The following is a 20551-nucleotide window of genomic DNA, read 5'->3' as shown; positions in this document are numbered from 1 at the left end:
CTGACCGGTGTCGAGCGCACCCGAGCAGGAGGCCGTCCAGGAGGGACGTGCCGCGGGCGGCGGACTGCCCACGCAGTCGGCCCCCGTGTCGAACGGCGCCCGGACGCGGCAGGTCGTGCCGCCGCCCGGGGACGCCGCCGAGGCCCCGCCCGCGGCGGCACCCGCCGTGGCCGTGTGGCCGGGCGCCCCGACCCCGCTGGGCGCGCGCTTCCGCGTCGGGCCGGACGGCGTCGCCGGCACCAACTTCGCCCTGTGGGCGGGCGGTGCGGAGGCCGTGGAGCTGTGCCTTTTCGACGAGCGGGGCGCGGAGAGCCGGGTCCCGCTGACCGAACTCACGCATGAGATCTGGCACGGTTTCGTGCCCGACGTGCTCCCCGGACGCCGCTACGGCTACCGCGTGCACGGCCGCTGGGATCCGTGGACGGGCGCCCGCTGGAACCCGGCGAAACTGCTCCTCGACCCGTACGCGCGTGCGGTGGACGGCGACTTCAGCCTGCCGCCCGAGGTGTACGGGCACGTGCGGGACTGGCCGCAGCAGCAGGTCGCCGACACCGTGCGCGACGACCGCGACTCGGCTCCGTACGTGCCCAAGGGCGTCGTGGTGCATGACGACGACGACTGGTCGGACGACCACCGCCCGAAGACCCCGTGGGCGGACTCGGTGATCTACGAGGTGCACGTGCGCGGATTCACCCGTCTGCACCCGGGGGTGCCGGAGGAACTGCGGGGCACCTACGCGGGTCTCGCGCACCCGGCCGCGGTCGAGCACCTGGTGAAGCTCGGGGTGACGGCGGTGGAGCTGCTGCCGGTGCACCAGTTCGCGCACGAGGACCATCTGCTGCGCAAGGGCCTGAGGAACTACTGGGGTTACAACTCGATCGGCTACTTCGCGCCGCACGCGGGGTACGCCGCCTCCGGGACGACCGGCCAGCAGGTCGGCGAGTTCAAGCGGATGGTGCGCGCGCTGCACGCGGCGGGCATCGAGGTCATCCTCGACGTGGTCTACAACCACACCGCGGAGGCGGGCGAGCTGGGCCCGATGCTGTCGCTGCGCGGCATCGACAACCGGGGGTACTACCGGCTCCAGTCGGACGCCCGCCGGTACGCCGACTACACGGGGTGCGGGAACACACTGCACGTGGTGCAGCCCCATGTGCTGCGGCTCATCACCGACTCCCTGCGCTACTGGGTGACGGAGATGGGCGTGGACGGCTTCCGGTTCGACCTGGCGGCGGCCCTGGCACGCTCGATGCACGACGTCGACATGCTGTCGCCGTTCCTGGCCGTGATCGCCCAGGACCCGGTGCTCCGGCGCGTGAAGCTGATCGCGGAGCCCTGGGACGTGGGATCCGGGGGGTATCAGGTGGGGGCCTTCCCGCCCCTGTGGACGGAGTGGAACGACCGGTACCGCAACGCCGTGCGGGACTTCTGGCGGGGCGCGCTGCCCGACGTGCGCGACCTGGGCTACCGGCTCTCGGGGTCCAGCGACCTGTACGCGTGGGGCGGGCGGCGGCCGTACGCGTCGGTGAACTTCGTGACCGCGCACGACGGGTTCACGCTGCGGGACCTCGTCTCCTACGAGCGCAAGCACAACGAGGCGAACGGCGAGGCCAACCGCGACGGCTCCGACGACAACCGCGCCTGGAACTGCGGTGTCGAGGGGGAGACCGGTGACGACCGCGTCGGGGCGTTGCGGCGACGGCAGCTGAGGAACCTGCTCACCACTCTCCTGCTCTCCACCGGGGTGCCGATGCTGGTCGCGGGCGACGAGTTCGGGCGGACCCAGCGCGGCAACAACAACGCGTACTGCCAGGACAACGAGATCAGCTGGGTCGACTGGTCGCACCTCGACGACCCCGGATGGCGGGCGCTGTTCGACCTCACGTCGCGGCTGATCGCCCTGCGGCACGAGCATCCGGTGCTGCGGCGGCGCGCGTTCTTCTCCGGCCGGGCGCACTCGGCGGACGGGCTGCGGGACCTGGCGTGGTTCACCGCCAGGGGAACGGAGATGACGGAGCGGGACTGGTACGCACCCGCCTCGACGCTGGGCATGTATCTGTCCGGGCGGGACATCCCGGGGCGGGACGCCCGGGGAGTGCCCGTCGTGGACGACAGCTTTCTCGCCGTGCTCCACGCCGGCGACCGGCCGGTGGGTTTCGTGCTGCCGGGGACGCCCTGGGCCGCGCGGTACGAGGTGGTCGTGGACACCTCGCGGGAGGAGCAGGGGGAGGCGCCCGGTGTCGAGCACCCGGCGGGGGCCTCGATCACGGTACCGGCGCGGTCCGTCCTGCTGCTCAGGGTCGTCTGAGGGGCGCGCCGGCTTCCGCAGTGTGGACGTGTCCCTGACGCCCCGGCAGCCCCACTGGCACGTCCATGCCGGGCCGGCTCGGCGAGTACGACCTGCACGACCTCGCCGCGACCGGCGCGAGCAGGCCGACCTCGCCGGCGACGAGCCGGAGCGGCCGGCCGACCCGAAGGCGTCCTGGGAGCGGATCGCGGGCGGGCCGCCGCCCCGTCCGCAGGGGGAGCCGGGCCGGGCCGCCCAGGTCGTGGGCGGCCGCCGGGCCGTCGTCCTCGGCACCGCGCCGGCCGGTCGGGCGGTGCTCGGGCGCGACCTGCCGGACGGCCCGGCCGCCGCCCGCCGGGCGCGTGCGGTCCGGCCAAAACTCGGTGGGCGCTGTCGGTGCCGAACCGTAGGCTCGCCGTTGATGCCCACAACAGATGCAGTGACCAAGGATCCTGCCCCGGCCGGGGACGGCGCCGGGACCCGGGACCGCGCCGCGGACGCGCGCGGTGCCGGCGCTTCGACCGTGCGCAGTCTGCTGCGCCTGTGGCCGTACGTGCGGCCGGTGCGCGCGCGGCTGTTCGGCGCCGCGGGCATCGCGGTGGTCGCCTCCTGTACGGGGCTGGTGTTCCCGCTCGTCCTGAAGTGGATGGTGGACGGTCCCGTCGCCGACCGCGATCCGGCGGGCGTCTGGCTCGGCGCGCTCTGGCTGCTGCTGCTCGGCTTCGCCGAGGCGGGCCTGTTCGGACTGCGGCGGTGGCTGGTGGCCCGGCCCCTGGCGGGCGTCGAGGCGGACATGCGGGCGGACCTGTACCGGCACCTCCAGCGCCTGCCCGTCGCCTTCCACGACCGGTGGGCCTCGGGGCAGTTGCTGTCCCGGGGCACCACGGACCTGATGCTGCTGCGCATGTTCCTGGCGTTCCCGCTGACCTTCCTGCTGGTCAACGGGGTGACGATCCTTGCGGGTGTGGGCATCATGCTCGCCCAGGACTGGACGCTCGGGCTGGTGCTGCTCGCTCCCGCGGTCCCCGTGATGATCGTCTGCTGGGCCTTCGAGCGGCGCTACGCGGAGGTGGCGCGGCGGGCCCAGGACCAGGTCGGCGACCTGACGACGGTCGTCGAGGAGAGCGTCCTCGGCATCCGCATCATCAAGGGGTTCGGCCGCCATCGCAGCCAGGCCCGTGCCTTCCACGAGCTGTCCCGCACGCTGCGCGGCACGGAACTCGCCAAGGCCCGCCTGCTCGCCTCCATCTGGGCCGTCATCGTCACCCTTCCGGAGCTCGCGATCGGTGCCGCGCTCGTCCTCGGCACCGTGCAGGTCGCCGACGGCGACCTCTCCGCCGGAACACTGGTCGCCTTCCTGTCGACGGCCCTCGCGCTGCGCTGGCCGATCGACTCCATCGGGTTCCTCCTCGCGATGAGCCAGGAGGCGGCCACCGCGACACAGCGCTATTTCGAGGTCATGGACGCCCGGCCGGAGTCCGCGGACGTCGCCGCCGTGGCGGCCGGGGACGGCAGCGGTCTCCGGTTCCGCTCGGTGCGGTTCCGCTACCCGGACGCGGCCGTGGACTCCGCCCCCGTGCTGGACGACATCGACCTGCACGTCCGCCCGGGTGAGTCGATGGCCCTGGTGGGCGCGACCGGCTCCGGCAAGACGACGCTCACCGCGCTCGTCCCCCGGCTGCACGAGGTGACCTCCGGCCGGATCACCCTGGACGGCCGGGACATCACGGCCATGCCCCGCGAGGAGCTCCGCGAACTCGTCGCGGTCGCCTTCGAGGAGCCCACCCTCTTCTCGGCGAGTGTCGGGGAGAACGTGCTCATGGGCGCGGCCGACGGTGCCGGGGAGACCGAGCTGGACCGCGCGCTGGCCGTCGCGCAGGCCGACTTCGCGCACGGGCTGCCGAACGACACGGCGACCCAGGTGGGCGAGCAGGGGCTGAGCCTCTCGGGCGGGCAGCGGCAACGCCTCGCCCTGGCCAGGGCGGTGGTGGGCCGTCCGCGCTTCCTGGTGCTCGACGACCCCTTGTCGGCACTGGACGTCCACACGGAGGCCGCGGTCGAGGCGGCGCTGCGCCGGGTGCTGGTGCAGACGACGGCACTGATCGTGGCGCACCGCCCGTCCACGGTGCTGCTCGCCGACCGGGTGGCCCTGCTCTCCGGCGGCCGCATCGCCGCGGTCGGCACCCATCACGAACTGCTGCGTACGAACGCCGAGTACGCCTGGCTGATGTCCGGCGCCGGCACCGGCGGGGAACCCGGGGCCGACGGGGACACCGGCATCGGCGGAGATCCGGGGGCCGACGGGGACACCGGCGCCCGCGCCGAGGCGGCGGACGTCACCGATCGCACGAAGGAGGACCAGCGATGACGGCGCCCACCACCACCGCGCCGGACCACGACCGGCCGGCTCCGGACCAGGCGCGGCACGAGGACCCCTTCGACCGCGACACGCTGCCCGCTCCCCCGGGCGCGACGGCCGCGCTGCTGCGCTCCCTGCTCGCCCCGCTCCGCGCCCGGGTGGTCGTCACCACCGTCCTCCTGCTGCTCCAGCAGGCCGCGGTACAGGCGGGCCCGCTGCTGGTGGCGTACGCCATCGACCGGGCGGTGCCCGCGTACCGGCACGACGACCACGGACCGCTGATCGCCGTCGGCGTCGCGTACCTGTTGTGCTCGGTGGCCTCCGGAAGCCTTCAGTACGGGTTCATCATCGCCTCCGCGCGGGTCAACCAGGATGTGCTGCTGGACCTGCGCGGCCGGATCTTCCGCCACGCGCAGGCGCTGAGCGTCGACTTCCACGAGCGCTACACCTCGGGCCGGCTGATCTCGCGTTCCACGACGGACGTCGAGTCGCTGCGCGAACTGCTCAGCGAGGGTCTCCAGGAACTCGTCACCGTCATCCTGTCCTTCGTCTACATCTCGGCGATGCTGCTCTGGCTGGATCTCGGCCTGGGCGCGGTCGCGGTGGTCTCGTTCGTGCCGCTGTACCTCCTGATCCGTCTCTACCAACGCCGTGCGGGCCGTATCTTCGCGCTGCGTTCGACGGCGATCGCCGCCGTGATCGTGAAGTTCGCGGAGACGATGAACGGCATCCGTCCGGTGCGCGCCTTCCGCCGGGAGGCCGCGAACGACGCCGACTTCAAGGTCCTCAACCAGCGCCACGAGCGGACGAACGGCGACGCGCTGCTGGAGATGGCCCGCTATGTGGTCGGCTCCCGTCTGGTCGCGAACACGGCGGTCGCGGGGATCGTGCTGTGGGGCGCCCAGCGGGTGGCGTCGGGTTCGCTGGAGCTCGGGGTGCTGGCCGCGGCGGTGCTCTATCTGCGCCGCCTGTACGACCCGATCGACCGGCTGGGCATGTTCCTCAACTCGTACCAGTCCGCGGCGGCCTCGCTGGAGAAGATCTCCGGTCTGCTGGCCCAGACGCCGTCCGTGCCGGAGCCGTCCGAGCCCCGGCCGCTGCCCGCCCCCCTGCGTGAACTCCCGGGCAGGGAGGTCGTCTTCGACGGGGTCCGATTCGCGTACCGCACCGGCGGCGAGGTCCTGCCCACGTTCTCGCTGACGCTGCCGGCCGGGCAGACGGTCGCCGTCGTCGGGTCGACCGGGGCGGGCAAGTCGACGCTCGCCAAGCTGCTGGCCCGCTTCTACGACCCCTCGGACGGCCGTGTCCTGCTGGACGGCGTGGATCTGCGTGAGCTGTCCCTGCCCGAGCTCCGGCGCGGGGTGGTGATGGTGACCCAGGAGGCGTTCCTGTTCTCGGGCACGGTCGCCGAGAACATCGCGATCGGCCGTCCCGACGCGAGTCGGGAGGAGATCGAACGGGCCGCGAAGGCGATCGGCGCCCACGACTTCATCACCGCGCTGCCCGACGGCTACGACACGGACGTCCGCAAGAGGGGTGGCCGGATCTCGGCGGGCCAGCGGCAACTGGTGGCGTTCGCACGGGCGTTGCTCGCCGATCCGGCCGTCCTGATCCTCGACGAGGCGACCAGTTCCCTGGACATCCCCGGTGAACGGGCGGTGCAGCGCGCCATGGCGACGGTGCTGCGGGGCCGTACCGCGGTGGTCATCGCGCACCGTCTGTCGACGGTGGAGATCGCGGACCGCGTCCTGGTGATGGAGCACGGGCGGATCGTCGAGGACGGGACGCCCGCCGAACTCGTCGCGGGCACGGGCAGGTTCGCGGACCTGCACCGGGCGTGGCGCGACAGTCTCGTCTAGCGGCGGGCGGGCCGTGGGGCGGGCGAGTGCCGGAACGAGCGGGTGCCGGAGCGGGCGGCGCGGCAGGCGCACGGCGGAGGGGGACGGATGATCGACGCGTACGAGGACCCCGGGACACCGGATCGTCGTGGCGGTTGGCACTACCTGTGGTGGCTGGTCACCCGGCAGGCGGGCCGCTCGGCGGCCGGCACGCTGGTGGCCGGGGTCTGGATGGGGCTCCTGGCACTGACGCCGTATCTGCTGTCCCGGGCCGTCGACGACGGCCTGGAGCCGGGCGATCGGGCCGCGCTGTTCGGCTGGACCGCCGCGGTGCTGGGCGCCGGGGTGTTCAACGCCTGGCTGGGCGTCGTGCGGCACCGCATCATGACGAAGGTCCGGATGGACGCCAACTTCCGCACGGTCAAGGTCGTGGTCGGCCAGTCGGTCCGGCTGGGTGCCGCTCTGCCGCGCCAGGTCGGGGCCGGGGAGGTCGTGACGATCGGCGTCGGTGACGTCCAGACGATCAGCCAGTCCCTGACGGTCGTCGGGCCCGGCGTCGCGGCGCTGCTCACCTACGGTGTGGTGGCCGCGATGCTGCTGTCGGTCTCGCTCCAGCTCTCGGTGGTGATCCTGCTCGGGGTGCCGCTGATCGCCGTACTCGTCGGACCGCTGCTGGGACGGCTCCAGGGCACGGAGACGGCGTACCGCGAGCGGCAGGGCGTGCTGACCGCCAGGATCGGGGACCTCGCGGGCGGTCTGCGCGTGCTCAACGGCCTGGGCGGCAAGGGGCTGTTCGCCGACACCTTTCGCCGCGACTCGCGGGAGCTGCGGGAACAGGGCTACCGGGTCGGGGCGGTGACCAGCTGGATCCAGGCGCTGGGCATGGGGCTGCCGACGCTGTTCCTGGCCGTGGTGACCTGGCTCGCGGCCCGGCTGGCCGCCCAGGGGGAGATCACCGTCGGCGAGCTGGTGTCCGTGTACGGCTACGTCGCGGTCCTGGTGATGCCGGTGTCCTTCTTCATCGAGTGCGGCTACCAGCTCGGCAGGGGGGTGGTCGCCGCCCGGCGCGTCGTACGGTTCCTGGCGCTGGAGCCCGCCGATGTCCGCTCCGCCGCGCGGGAGGCGCCCGTGTCGCCCGCGGCGCTGTACGACCCGCGGTCCGGGGTCCGGGTGGTGCCGGGGCGGCTGACCGCGCTGGCGGGGGCCCGTCCCGCGGAGTCCGAGGCCGTCGTCGACCGGCTCGGCCGGTACGCGGAGTCGGCGGTGACCTGGGGTGACGTACGGCTCGACGAGGTCGCCCTGCCGCGGGTGCGCGAGCGCGTCCTGGTCGCCGACAACGAGGCCGATCTGTTCGCGGGCACCCTGCGCGAACTGGTCCGCGGGCGTCACGACCACGATGACGAGGCCGTCGCCCGTGCCGTGCACGCGGCCGTGGCCGACGACATCGTCCTCGGTCTGCCGGACGGTCTCGACTCGGTCGTCGAGGCGCAGGGCCGCAGTCTCTCGGGGGGCCAGCGGCAGCGGGTCCGCCTGGCGAGGGCGCTGCTGGCCGATCCGGAGGTGCTGCTCGCGGTCGAGCCCACGTCGGCGCTCGACGCGCACACCGAGGCCGCGGTCGCCGCCCGGCTGCGCGCCGCCCGCGCCGACCGCACGACCGTCGTCACCTCCACGTCTCCCCTGCTGCTCGACCAGGCGGACACCGTGCTGTACCTGGTCGACGGGAAGGTCGCGGCGAGCGGCAGCCATCGCGACCTCATGGACGGTGAGCCGGGGTACCGGGCGCTGGTGGCACGGGACGCGGACCTGGTACCGCCGGGCGCGAGCACCGGTACCGGCACGGACGTGGGTGCCACGACCGGTATGAGCACCGGCGCCGGCTCGGGCAGGGACTCGGGCAGCGAGGACAACAGCGATACGGGTACGGATTCGGCCACGGGGGCCGTGGTGGACGACGGGGGGACCGTGGTGGACGCCGAGGGGGCCGTGCGATGAGTACGCAGCTGCCCATCGCCGAGCCCGGCGACGTCCGCCGGGCGTCGGTGCGGCTGATCCGGGCGGACGGCCGGGCCTTCGCCGCCGTCCTCGGCCTCAACGCGCTGGCGGCGGCGGCCGGTCTGGTCGGCCCCTGGCTGCTCGGTCGGATCATCGACGAGGTGCGGGCCGGGCACGGCGTGGGAGTCGTGGACCGGCTCGCGTGCGTCATCCTGCTGTGCTCGCTGGCCCAGCTGCTGCTGGCCAGATGGGCCCGGTTCGTGGGGCACCGCTTCGGGGAGCGGACGCTGGCCAGGGTGCGGGAGGAGTTCGTGGAGCGGGCGCTGTCGCTGCCCGCCTCGGTCGTGGAGCGCGCGGGAGCCGGGGACCTGACCGCGCGCGGCACCGCCGACGTCACCGTGGTGGGCAACACCCTGCGCGACGCGGGACCCGAACTGCTGATCTCCTCGGCACAGGCCGCGTTCATCCTCGGCGCGGTCTTCTTCATCGACCCGCTGCTCGGCGGCTGCGGGGTGTTCGGTCTGGCCGGCATCTGGTTCGCTCTGCGCTGGTATCTGCGCCGGGCGCGGAGCGCCTATCTCGCCGAGGGCGCGGCCACGTCCGAGGTCGCCGAGATCCTCGCGGCCACCGCGTCCGGTGCCCGCACGGTGGAGGCCTTCGGTCTGGAGCGGCGGCGGATCGACGCGAGCCGGCAGGCACTGGAGACGTCCCGCCGCAGGCGGATGCGGACGCTGTTCCTGCGCAGTGTGTTCTTCCCCGCCGTCGAGGTGTCGTACGTCGTTCCCGTGGTCGCGGTGCTGCTGGTGGGCGGTGCGCTGCTCGCGCGGGGCGCGACGAGCCTCGGCGCGGTCGTCGCCGCCACGCTGTATCTGCGCCAGCTCGCCGAGCCGCTCGACCAGATCCTGATGCGGGTCGAGCAACTCCAGGCCAGCAGTGCCTCGTTCGCCCGGGTGGAGGGGCTCGGCGCGGCCCCGCGGGCGGTGCCGGCCGGATCGCCGTCGCCGGTGGACGACCGGATCGACGTCACCGGGGTGCACTACGCGTACGACCGCGGGGGCGAGGTGCTGCGCGGGGTCGACCTGACCGTGCGCCCCGGGGAGCGGCTGGCCGTGGTCGGGCCCTCGGGCGCCGGCAAGACCACGCTGAGCAGGCTGCTGGCGGGCGTCGACGCGCCGGGCAGCGGCACGGTGACCGTCGGGCGCGTACCGGTCGTGGGACTCGACCCCGAGCAGCTGCGCCGGCAGGTCGTGCTCGTCACCCAGGAGCACCACGTGTTCCTCGGCACGGTGCGCGACAACCTGCTGATCGCCGAACCCGGGGCCACGGATGCCGAGTTGTGGGGCGCCCTGGCCGCGGTGGGCGCGGACGACTGGGCCGCGGAGCTGGCGGCCGGGCTGGACACCGAGCTGGGTCCCGAGGCCCACCGGGTGGACGGCTCTCGTGCCCAGCAGCTCGCCCTGGCCCGTGTCGTGCTGGCCGACCCGCACACGCTGATCCTCGACGAGGCCACGGCGCTGCTGGACCCGGCGACCGCCCGTCACACGGAGCGCGCGCTGGCCGCCGTGCTCGAAGGGCGCACGGTCATCGCCATCGCGCACCGGCTGCACACCGCGCACGACGCCGACCGGGTGGCGGTGATGGAGGCCGGCCGGCTCACCGAACTCGGCACGCACGACGAGCTGGTGGCGGCCGAGGGGACGTACGCGGCGCTGTGGCACTCGTGGCACGGGGAGCGGCGCCGGTCCGGCCTTGTGCGTCCACCCGGCGACGAGTCCGTATACCGAACATGACATCCCGGACAACGAACCATTTCTGGCCAAGTTCCTGACGCGCTCCTGACAGAAGGTGCGATCTCCTGCCACTCTTCCCACGACCGCTTCACAGCAACCCCACAGCTCGCATCGTCGTGAAGCGCTCGCACGACCCCATGCACCTGGTTCCGCGTACAGCCCTGTTCTGCCCGGACGGGTCACCCATCGTCCGGTCTCCCCTGGCCGCGCGACCCGCGGCCACGCAGAAGGAGTCAGTGTTGAGTAGCAGTTCCTCCCACAGACGCACCTCCCACATCACCAAGCGCCGTGTCGCCGGCGTCGCCCTCGTGGGCGTCTCCGCCCTGCTGGCCGCTGCCGTCCAGTCCGGCGCCGCGAGCGCCGCACCGGCCAAGGCGCCCTCGGGCAAGGTCAACCCGGGCGCCGTCGCCATGAAGCTCACGCCCTCGCAGCGCGCCGAGCTGATACGCGACGCCGACTCGGCCAAGGCGGACACGGCCAAGGACCTCGGCCTCGGCGCCAAGGAGCGCCTCGTCGCCCGTGACGTCATCAAGGACCACGACGGCACCGTCCACACCCGCTACGAGCGGACGTACGACGGGCTTCCGGTCCTCGGCGGCGACCTGGTGGTCGACACCGCCAAGTCCGGGAAGACCGGGCACGTCTACAAGGCGACCAAGGCCACCATCAAGGTCGCCACGGTCGAGCCGGCCGTCGCCGCGGCCGCGGCGGAAAAGCAGGCGCTGTCCGCCGCCAAGGCCGCCGGGTCGAAGAAGACCGACGCCGACCGGGCGCCCCGCAAGGTGATCTGGGCCGCCACCGGCAAGCCCGTCCTCGCCTACGAGACCGTCGTCGGCGGCCTCCAGGACGACGGCACCCCCAACGAACTGCACGTCATCACCGACGCCGCCACCGGCAAGAAGCTCTACGAGTACCAGGGCATCAAGAACGGTATCGGCAACACCCAGTACAGCGGCCAGGTGACCCTGACGACCACCCAGTCGGGTTCCACCTACACGCTGAACGACGGTGCGCGCGGCAACCACAAGACGTACAACCTGAACCGCGGCACCTCCGGCACCGGCACGCTGTTCTCGCAGACGAACGACACCTGGGGCAACGGCACCACGTCGAACGCCGCGACGGCCGGCGCCGACGCGCACTACGGTGCCGCGGAGACCTGGGACTTCTACAAGAACACCTTCGGGCGCTCCGGCATCAAGAACAACGGCGTGGGAGCGTACTCGCGCGTCCACTACGGCAACGCGTACGTCAACGCGTTCTGGGACGACGGCTGCTTCTGCATGACCTACGGCGACGGCTCCGGCAACGCGGACCCGCTGACCTCGCTGGATGTGGCCGGCCACGAGATGAGCCACGGCGTCACCTCCAACACCGCGGGCCTCAACTACAGCGGCGAGTCCGGCGGCCTGAACGAGGCGACCTCCGACATCTTCGGCACCGGCGTCGAGTTCTACGCCAACAACTCGACCGACGTGGGCGACTACCTCATCGGCGAGAAGATCGACATCAACGGCGACGGCACCCCGCTGCGCTACATGGACAAGCCGAGCAAGGACGGCGCCTCCAAGGACTCCTGGTACTCCGGCGTCGGCAACGTCGACGTGCACTACTCGTCGGGTGTCGCGAACCACTTCTTCTACCTGCTGAGCGAGGGCAGCGGCGCCAAGGTCATCAACGGCGTCAGCTACAACTCGCCGACGTCGGACGGTCTTCCGGTCACCGGCATCGGCCGCGACAAGGCGCTGCAGATCTGGTACCGGGCGCTCACCACGAAGTTCACCTCGACCACCAACTACGCGGCGGCCCGAACCGGCACGCTCGCGGCGGCGGGCGAGCTGTACGGCACGACGAGCGCCGAGTACACGGCCGTGCAGAACGCCTGGGCGGCCGTGAACGTGGGCTCGCGTCCGGGCGGTGGCGGCGGCGGTACGTCGTTCGAGAACACCGCCGACGTATCGATTCCGGACAACGGCGCGGCGGTCACGTCGTCGATCACGGTCACCGGCCGTACCGGCAACGCGCCGTCGAACCTCGCGGTGAGCGTCGACATCGTGCACACCTGGCGCGGTGACCTCGTCATCGACCTGGTGGCCCCGGACGGGTCGACGTACCGCCTGAAGAACTTCAGCTCGTCCGACTCGGCGGACAACGTGAACGCGACCTACACGGTCAACGCGTCCTCCGAAGTCGCCAACGGTACCTGGAAGTTGAAGGTCCAGGACCAGGCGGCGCAGGACACCGGCTACATCAACAGCTGGAAGCTGACGTTCCCGTAGACCGCACCGCGCTCCCCCGGAGCGCGTCGCGGTGACGCACAGGACAGGGCGCCGTCCCGGAGGTTCAACTCCCCGGGGCGGCGCCCTCTTTGCTCGTCCGGGGGTTTGGTTTGACCCCCCTTTGAAGAAGATCGACTCCGCTCCGGAGCACCGAAGCGTTCACCCAATGGTCGACTTTCGGCCAAGGTCTTTAGGGCCTCCTGACATGTACGCGCCCCAGATGGCACGCTTCCACCGCACGGCTCACCCGCACCGCAACTTCACATCGCCCGTCCGGCCACCCCAAAGCCGTCCGGGCGCCCCCACAGAAGGAGCTTGCGTGACCCCCCTCTACGCGCGTCACAAGCGCACCACTCTGGCCATCGCCACCGCCGTCGCGGCCGGAGCTCTGCTCGCCACCGGTATGACCACCGGTGCCGCCGCCCAGAACGCGGCGACCCCTGCCGGCGCGACCACCCTCGCCGGCGCCCCCGTCCAGCTCTCCGCCCCCACGCGGACCGCCCTGATCCAGAAGGCCGACGCCGCCAAGGCGGAGACGGCCCAGGAGATAGGCCTCGGCGCCAAGGAGAAGCTGGTCGTCAGAGACGTCGTCAAGGACGCCGACGGCACCGTCCACACCCGCTACGAGCGCACCTACGACGGACTTCCGGTCCTCGGCGGCGACCTGGTCGTCCACCAGTCGAAGTCCGGCAAGGCCGAGGGCGTGACGAAGGCCACCAAGGCGGCCATCAAGGTCGCCTCGCTCAAGCCGGCGGTCACCACCGCGAAGGCCGAGAAGCAGGCGCTCACCGCCGCCGAGGCCGCGGGTTCGGAGAAGACCGCGGCCGACCGGGCGCCCCGCAAGGTGATCTGGGCCGCCACCGGCAAGCCCGTCCTCGCCTACGAGACCGTCGTCGGCGGCCTCCAGGACGACGGCACCCCCAACGAGCTGCACGTCATCACCGACGCCGCCACCGGCAAGAAGCTCTACGAGTACCAGGGCATCGAGACCGGTACCGGCAAGAGCCTCTACTCGGGCACCGTCACGCTCACCACCACGAAGTCGGGCTCGACGTACCAGCTGACCGACGGCACGCGCGGCGGGCACAAGACGTACAACCTCAAGCACGGCACGTCGGGCACCGGAACGCTGTTCACGGACGCCGACGACGTGTGGGGCACCGGCACCGCGTCCAGCTCCAGCACGGACCAGACGGCCGCCGCGGACGCCGCCTACGGAGCCCAGGAGACCTGGGACTTCTACAAGAGCACCTTCGGGCGCTCCGGCATCAAGAACAACGGCGTGGGAGCGTACTCGCGCGTGCACTACGGCAACTCGTACGTGAACGCGTTCTGGGACGACAGCTGCTTCTGCATGACGTACGGCGACGGCTCCGGGAACACCCACCCGCTGACCTCGCTGGACGTGGCCGGCCACGAGATGAGCCACGGTGTCACCTCCAACACCGCGGGCCTCAACTACAGCGGTGAGTCCGGCGGCCTGAACGAGGCGACCTCCGACATCTTCGGCACCGGCGTCGAGTTCTACGCGGCGAACTCCTCCGACGTGGGCGACTACCTCATCGGCGAGAAGATCGACATCAACGGCGACGGCACCCCGCTGCGCTACATGGACAAGCCCAGCAAGGACGGCGGCTCCGCCGACTCCTGGTCGTCCGGTGTCGGCAACCTCGACGTGCACTACTCGTCGGGTGTCGCGAACCACTTCTTCTACCTCCTCTCGGAGGGCAGCGGCGCCAAGACGATCAACGGGGTCAGCTACAACTCCCCGACGTCCAACGGCACCACGGTCACCGGTATCGGCCGGGCCAAGGCGCTGCAGATCTGGTACAAGGCGCTGACGACCTACATGACGTCGACGACCAAGTACTCGGGTGCCCGCACCGCCACGCTCTCCGCGGCGTCGGCCCTGTACGGCTCCACCAGCACGGAGTACAAGACGGTCGCCGCGGCCTGGTCCGCGGTCAACGTGAACTAGTCCGCGGCGCGGGCCGCGCGGCCCGCTGGACGAGGCGGCACCCGGAGCGAGGGCTGCTCCGGGTGCCGCCTTACTCTGTCCCCCATGCCCTACACGTACGAGGACGTGGGCGCGACCCGCGAGGACCGCTGCCCGCCGGGCTTCCGCCGACTGCACGTGCGCGCCCGGATAGGCGAGGGCGAGGCCGTCTTCCGCCGCGCCTCCGACGCCCTGATGACCTGGGAGATGCACCGCGCCCTCGGCGTCGCCATCACCTCCGACGCGGACAAGGCGGCTCCCGGCGTCGACGTGACCGTCGGTCTCGGCCCCATCAAGGCCCCCTGCCGTGTGGTCTGGACGGCCGAGGAGCACCGGCGCACCGCCTGGGCCTACGGCACGCTGTCCGGCCATCCCGAGTGCGGCGAGGAGGCTTTCGTCGTCGACCGCACCGGCGACGGGACCGTCTGGCTGACGATCACCGCCTTCAGCCGTCCGGCCAAGTGGTACGCCCGCGCGGGCGGACCGGCGACGCGGGGGCTCCAGCACGCCTACGCCCAGAGGTGCGGCACGGTACTGCGCCGCCTGTGCGCGGGTCTGGACGAGTGAAGCCCCCGATACTCACCGCATGAGCAGACCCGCTCCCTCCCCGGTCTCCTCGGAGGGCACCGTCACCAGGCCCAGTTCCGCACTGGACGCGAGCAGCCGGTGCGCGGGCAGGATGCGGACCGTATAGCCGAAGGGACCCGTGCGGTCCAGGGACAGCGGCCCCTCGTAGAGCCAGCGCCCGTCCAGGTCCGGCCCGCCCGCGGGTTTCAGCGGCACGCACACCGCGTCCGCGATGCGGTCGTCCGTGTCGACGCGGCCGGCCACGGCCTGGACCTCGACGTCGTCGGGTGCGAGATCACCGAGTCCGACGCGGACGCGCAGCGAGAGCGTGGTGCCCAGTTCGGCGGTCGTGGTGGCGGCCGAGGCCTCCACGTGGTCGACGGTGACCTGCGGCCAGGCGGACCGGACGCGGGACTTCCAGTCCGCCAGCTCGCGGGCGGTGTCCGGGGTGAGCGCACGGTGCGCGCGCGCCGCCGGCGTGTACAGCCGCTCCACGTACTCGCGCACCATCCGGCCGGCGAGCACCTTCGGCCCGAGGTGGGTCAGCGTCCTGCGGACCATCTCGATCCAGCGGTCGGGCAGCCCGTCCCGGCCGCGCTCGTAGAAGCGGGGTGCCACGCGCTGTTCGAGGAGGTCGTAGAGGGCCGCGGCCTCCAGGTCGTCCCGGCGGTCGTCGTCGGTCGCCGTGCCGTCCGCGGTCGGGATCGCCCAGCCGAAGTCGGGCTGGAACCACTCGTCCCACCAGCCGTCCAGGACGGACAGGTTGAGGCAGCCGTTGAGGGCCGCCTTCATACCGCTCGTGCCGCAGGCCTCCAGGGGACGCAGCGGGTTGTTCAGCCAGATGTCGCAGCCGGGGTACAGCTTCTGCGCCATCGCCATGCCGTAGTCCGGGAGGAAGACGATCCGGTGGCGCACCCGCGGGTCGTCGGCGAACCGGACCAGCTCCTGGACCAGGCGTTTGCCGCCGTCGTCCGCGGGGTGGGCCTTTCCCGCGACGACGATCTGCACCGGACGTTCGGGGTGCAGAAGGAGGTCCATGAGACGGTCGCGGTCGCGCAGCATCAGGGTCAGCCGCTTGTACGACGGGACGCGGCGCGCGAAGCCGATCGTCAGGACGTCCGGGTCCAGTACACCGTCGATCCAGCCGAGTTCGGCCGTGCCCGCGCCGCGCTGGCGCCAGGACGCGTGGAGGCGCTCGCGCACCTCCACGACCAGCTGCTCCCGCAGGACCCGCCGCAGGTCCCAGATCTCCTGGTCCTCGATCTCGGCCACCGCGTCCCAGCGGTCCGAGCCGCCGACGGTCAGCGCGTCCTCGGTGCGCCTGCCGCCGATCTGACGGGCGCCCAGCCGGAACACCTCGGGCGCCACCCATGTCGGTGCGTGCACGCCGTTGGTGACGGAGGTGATCGGGACCTCCTCGGGGTCGAAGCCCGGCCACAGGCCCGCGAACATCTCCCGGCTGACCTGGCCGTGCAGCAGGGAGACGCCGTTCGCACGCTGCCCGAGCCGCAGCCCCATCACGGCCATGTTGAAGAGGTTCGGCTCGCCTCCCGGATAGGTCTCCATGCCGAGGCCCAGGACGCGTTCGACGTCGATGCGCGGGAGTTCGGCGTCGGGACCGAAGTGGTGGGCCACCAGCTCGCGGTCGAAGCGGTCGATCCCCGCCGGGACGGGGGTGTGGGTGGTGAAGACGGTGCCCGCCCTGACCGCCTCGAGGGCGGCATCGAAGTCGAGTCCGCCGTCGGCGAGTTCGGCGATCCGCTCCAGGCCGAGGAAGCCCGCGTGGCCCTCGTTCGTGTGGAACACCTCGGGCGGGGCGTGGCCGGTGAGCCGGCAGTACGTCCGTACCGCGCGCACGCCCCCTATGCCGAGGAGCATCTCCTGGAGCAGACGGTGTTCGCTGCCGCCGCCGTACAGCCGGTCGGTCACGCCGCGCTCGCCGAAGTCGTTCTCCTCGACGTCGGAGTCGAGCATCAGGAGGGGAACACGGCCCACCTGTGCCAGCCAGATACGGGCCCGCAGCGCCCGGCCGCCGGGCAGGGCCAGGGAGACCTGGGCGAGGGTGCCGTCGGGTTCGCGCAGCGGCACCAGGGGCAGTTCGTTCGGGTCGAGGACCGGATAGTGCTCCTGCTGCCAGCCGTCGCGGGACAGGGACTGGCGGAAGTAGCCGTGCCGGTAGAGCAGTCCCACCCCGATCAGCGGGACGCCCAGGTCGCTGGCCGCCTTGAGATGGTCGCCGGCGAGGATGCCGAGGCCGCCGGAGTACTGCGGCAGCGCGGCGGTGATGCCGAACTCGGGCGAGAAATAGGCGATGGCGGAGGGGAGTTCGGAGACCTGCTGCTGGTACCAGCGGTCGCCGGTCACATACTCGCGCAGGTCGTCGGCGACCGTCGCGAGCCGGTTCAGGAAGCCCTCGTCCTGGGTGAGCTGCGCCAGCCGGGCCGGCGGCACGCTGCCGAGCAGGCGTACGGGGTCGCCGCCGGAGGCCGCCCAGCGCTCCGGGTCGACGGACTGGAACAGGTCACGGGTCTCGGCATGCCAGGACCAGCGGAGATTGCGCGCCAGGTCACTGAGCGGGTGAAGGGCTTCGGGAAGTACGGGACGTACGGTGAATCTGCGGATCGCCTTCACAGGCTGCACCTCTTTGCGCCTGGACCGGCGCCGCTGGCGCGGGCCGGTCGATCGCGGTCGGGGTACCTCAATTACGGGTGGTGCCGAGTGGTCCCTCGGAAGACCACTCACGACGGTACCGGCCACGGCGCCGCCACCTCTACGGCGCCTCGACGGCCGCCCCCCGAACGGGCGTACTGCGTGACACAGGCGGAAACTCGCCGCAACCTTCACGTGCACTTCACGGCCGATATGGCCGATTCCGCCCGCCTGGGCGGCCTTGTGGCGCTTCACACCGCACGAGAGGCTCGCCACGTGGCGTACGGCCGGGCCTGGCCCACACCGGCCGGTCCGGCCTCCGTACGCCGAGTTGAGGAGGGGAACTCAAGCCATGGCACGGACGAGAATGAGGCGTCTGCGCTGGGCGGCGGGTCTCACCGCGGTCACGACGGCCGCGGTGCTTTCGGCCATCGCCCCACCCGCGCACGCCGCCCCGCAGGGCCGGATACTCGGGGCCGGCGCACCCGGCTCCGTCAGCGGCAGCTACATCGTGACGCTCAAGGGGGGAACGAAGGCTCCGTCGTCGGCGGGAAAGGACATCGCCGCGAAGTACGGAGCGAGAATCAGCCACACCTACGGCACGGCCCTCAACGGTTTCGCCGTGCGGGTGGGCGAGGAGCAGGCCCGGCGGCTCGCGGCGGACTCCCGCGTCGCCTCGGTCGTGCAGGACACCCGCGTGGCGCTCGACCACGTCCAGAAGAACCCGCCCTCGTGGGGCCTGGACCGGATCGACCAGCGGAACCTGCCGCTCGACAAGAGCTACACCTGGCCCGAGTCGGCGGGCGCCGGCGTGACGGCGTACGTCATCGACACGGGTATCCGGATCACGCACAAGGACTTCGGCGGCCGGGCGAGCTACGGCTGGGACTTCGTGGACAACGACCGCACGGCGAAGGACGGCAACGGCCACGGCACGCACGTCGCCGGAACCGTCGTGGGCACCAAGTACGGCGTCGCCAAGAAGGCGAAGGTCGTCGCGGTCCGCGTCCTCGACAACGCCGGGGCGGGCACCACCGCGCAGGTGATCGCCGGCATCGACTGGGTGACCCGGCACGCGAAGAAACCGGCCGTCGCCAATCTCAGTCTGGGCGGGTACGCGAACGCCCAACTGGACACCGCCGTACGCAACTCCATCGCCTCCGGCGTCACCTACGCGGTCGCGGCGGGCAACGACGGGCTCCCGGCCGGTCTGTACTCCCCTGCCCGGGTCTGCCAGGCCCTCACGGTCGGCGCGAGCGACCGCAACGACGCACGGGCCGGTTTCTCGAACACCGGTTCCGCGCTGGACCTGTTCGCCCCGGGCGTGGCGATCACCTCGGCCTCGTACGCGAGCGACACGGGCACGGCGACCTTCTCCGGCACGTCCATGGCGAGCCCGCACGTCGCGGGCGCGGCGGCCCTGTACCTGGCCGGCCACAAGAAGGCCACTCCGGCGCAAGTAACCAAAGCACTGGTGAAACAGGCCGTTCCGGGAAGGATTTCGGGCGCCGGTCTCGGTTCACCGAACAAACTCCTGCACGTCGATCGAGCCTGGTAGGACCATGACAGGACCCCGGTGACACGGCCGTACGGGACCGGCCTCGCCCGCACTGGACGAGGCCGGTCTTGTGCGTAGACATACGCGTGAGTAGTTAACAAAGTGCCGGAATGCGCACCCGCATAGGGTGGGAAGGCTCCTCCGGTACACCCCGCAGGCCCCACCTCCCCACACCCTCATCCGCCCACCCACGTTGACGCGGACAGGAGCGGTCATGCCCGCAACGCACCAGACGTCGCCACCCCCGACGAGCACTCCCGGCGCATCCGGACCAGGCAGGCCCGGCGCCGGTTCCCGCACCACGGAGAAACCCGCCACCGCGGCCGAGGACGGTTCGCCCGTCGCGGAGAAACCCTCCGTCCCCGCCGAGGGCACTTCCCGCACCACGGAGAAACCCTCCGCCCCCGCCGAGGGCACTTCCCGCACCACGGAGAAGGCCTCCGCCCCCGCCGAGGGCACTTCCCGCACCACGGAGAAACCCTCCGCCCCCGCCGAGGGCACTTCCCGCACCACGGAGAAGGCCTCCGCCCGCGGCGCCGTCCTCGCGGCGGGGCCGGCCGTCGCCGGCGACAGGGCGGCCTACGCGTCCGGACCGACCGTCGGGCGCATCCCCGTCCTCGACGTCCGGCCGCTCGTCCACCAGGGACGACGGCCCGCGAAGGCGGTCGTCGGAGAGGCGTTCGAGATCTCGGCCACGGTCTTCCGTGAGGGCCACGACGCGGTCGCCGCCAACGTCGTCCTGCGCGATCCGGACGGACGCGCCGGCCCCTGGGCCCCGATGCGCGAACTGGCCCCCGGCACCGACCGCTGGGGCGCCACCGTGACCGCCGGGCAGGAGGGCCGCTGGACCTACACGGTCGAGGCGTGGAGCGACCCCGTCACCACCTGGCGCCACCACGCGGGCATCAAGATCCCGGCCGGGATGGACACGGAACTGGTCCTGGAGGAGGGCGCGCGACTGTACGAGCGGGCCGCCGCCCAGGTGCCGAAGAGCAAGGGCCGCCGGGACACGCTGCTGCGCGCCGCCGACGCGTTGCGCGACGTGGACCGCCCCGCCGCGGCCCGCCTCGCCGCCGCCCTCACCCCGGAGGTGGACGCGGTCCTGGCCCGCCGTCCACTGCGCGAACTCGTCTCGTCGTCCGAGCCGTTGCCGCTGCTGGTGGAGCGTGAGCGCGCCCTGTACGGGTCCTGGTACGAGTTCTTCCCGCGGTCGGAGAGCGGCCGGTCCGAGGGCGA

11 protein-coding genes are annotated in these 20551 nt (G+C 72.2%); 10 read left to right on the top strand and 1 reads right to left on the bottom strand.

The window, feature by feature from the left end; translation table 11 throughout:
• Window positions 1-7: 7 nt before the first annotated feature.
• The 8 genes from glgX (at window position 8) to ACZ4IF_RS24215 (ending at window position 15108) form a co-directional block, all read left to right on the top strand.
• The gene (gene glgX, locus ACZ4IF_RS24250) at window positions 8-2308 is read left to right on the top strand and encodes a glycogen debranching protein GlgX (protein ID WP_467566087.1); all 2301 of its coding nucleotides are present in this window, start codon (window positions 8-10) and stop codon (window positions 2306-2308) included.
• Between the two features lie 400 nt (window positions 2309-2708).
• The gene (locus ACZ4IF_RS24245; protein ID WP_467566084.1) at window positions 2709-4655 is read left to right on the top strand and encodes an ABC transporter ATP-binding protein; all 1947 of its coding nucleotides are present in this window, start codon (window positions 2709-2711) and stop codon (window positions 4653-4655) included.
• Window positions 4652-6505, top strand: a complete 1854-nt coding sequence (locus ACZ4IF_RS24240) for an ABC transporter ATP-binding protein (protein ID WP_467566081.1) — start codon at window positions 4652-4654, stop codon at window positions 6503-6505. The genes ACZ4IF_RS24245 and ACZ4IF_RS24240 overlap by 4 nt, the downstream gene beginning before the upstream one ends.
• 87 nt (window positions 6506-6592) lie before the next feature.
• Window positions 6593-8476: an ABC transporter transmembrane domain-containing protein gene (locus ACZ4IF_RS24235; protein WP_467566078.1), complete on the top strand. Its 1884-nt coding sequence runs from the start codon at window positions 6593-6595 to the stop codon at window positions 8474-8476.
• Window positions 8473-10266 carry an ABC transporter ATP-binding protein gene (locus ACZ4IF_RS24230; RefSeq protein WP_467566075.1) on the top strand — a complete coding sequence of 598 codons (1794 nt, stop codon included), beginning with the start codon at window positions 8473-8475 and terminating at the stop codon, window positions 10264-10266. The genes ACZ4IF_RS24235 and ACZ4IF_RS24230 overlap by 4 nt, the downstream gene beginning before the upstream one ends.
• Window positions 10267-10505: 239 nt before the next feature.
• Entirely contained in the window at window positions 10506-12545 is a 2040-nt protein-coding gene (locus ACZ4IF_RS24225) for a M4 family metallopeptidase (RefSeq protein ID WP_467566072.1), read from the top strand.
• Between the two features lie 319 nt (window positions 12546-12864).
• A complete protein-coding gene (locus ACZ4IF_RS24220) occupies window positions 12865-14523 on the top strand; it encodes a M4 family metallopeptidase (RefSeq protein ID WP_467566069.1) in 1659 nt (552 codons plus the stop codon).
• An 84-nt stretch (window positions 14524-14607) separates the two neighbouring features.
• The gene (locus ACZ4IF_RS24215; protein ID WP_467566067.1) at window positions 14608-15108 is read left to right on the top strand and encodes a DUF1990 family protein; all 501 of its coding nucleotides are present in this window, start codon (window positions 14608-14610) and stop codon (window positions 15106-15108) included.
• Between the two features lie 12 nt (window positions 15109-15120).
• Here the strand turns inward: ACZ4IF_RS24215 and ACZ4IF_RS24210 are convergent, their stop codons facing one another.
• The gene (locus tag ACZ4IF_RS24210; protein WP_467566064.1) at window positions 15121-17739 is read right to left on the bottom strand and encodes a glycosyltransferase family 1 protein; all 2619 of its coding nucleotides are present in this window, start codon (window positions 17737-17739) and stop codon (window positions 15121-15123) included.
• A gap of 370 nt (window positions 17740-18109) precedes the next feature.
• Between ACZ4IF_RS24210 and ACZ4IF_RS24205 the strand changes: the two genes are divergently transcribed.
• Window positions 18110-19315, top strand: a complete 1206-nt coding sequence (locus tag ACZ4IF_RS24205; protein ID WP_467566061.1) for a S8 family peptidase — start codon at window positions 18110-18112, stop codon at window positions 19313-19315.
• Window positions 19316-19529: 214 nt separating this feature from the next.
• Window positions 19530-20551: maltotransferase domain-containing protein (locus ACZ4IF_RS24200; protein ID WP_467566058.1), on the top strand; the 1022-nt coding region annotated here is incomplete at its 3' end.

It is taken from the genome of Streptomyces sp. NPDC025784 (genome assembly GCF_055558435.1).
The sequence above is the reverse complement of the archived record's forward strand: the minus strand, read 5'-3'. Positions and strand labels throughout refer to the sequence as shown.

Excerpts from the sequence above, each read along its gene's own strand:
- ACZ4IF_RS24245 (WP_467566084.1), top strand. The coding sequence starts at position 2,709 with ATGCCCACAACAGATGCAGTGACCAAGGATCCTGCCCCGGCCGGGGAC.
- ACZ4IF_RS24240 (WP_467566081.1), top strand. The coding sequence starts at position 4,652 with ATGACGGCGCCCACCACCACCGCGCCGGACCACGACCGGCCGGCTCCG.
- ACZ4IF_RS24235 (WP_467566078.1), top strand. The coding sequence starts at position 6,593 with ATGATCGACGCGTACGAGGACCCCGGGACACCGGATCGTCGTGGCGGT.
- ACZ4IF_RS24230 (WP_467566075.1), top strand. The coding sequence starts at position 8,473 with ATGAGTACGCAGCTGCCCATCGCCGAGCCCGGCGACGTCCGCCGGGCG.
- ACZ4IF_RS24215 (WP_467566067.1), top strand. The coding sequence starts at position 14,608 with ATGCCCTACACGTACGAGGACGTGGGCGCGACCCGCGAGGACCGCTGC.
- ACZ4IF_RS24205 (WP_467566061.1), top strand. The coding sequence starts at position 18,110 with ATGGCACGGACGAGAATGAGGCGTCTGCGCTGGGCGGCGGGTCTCACC.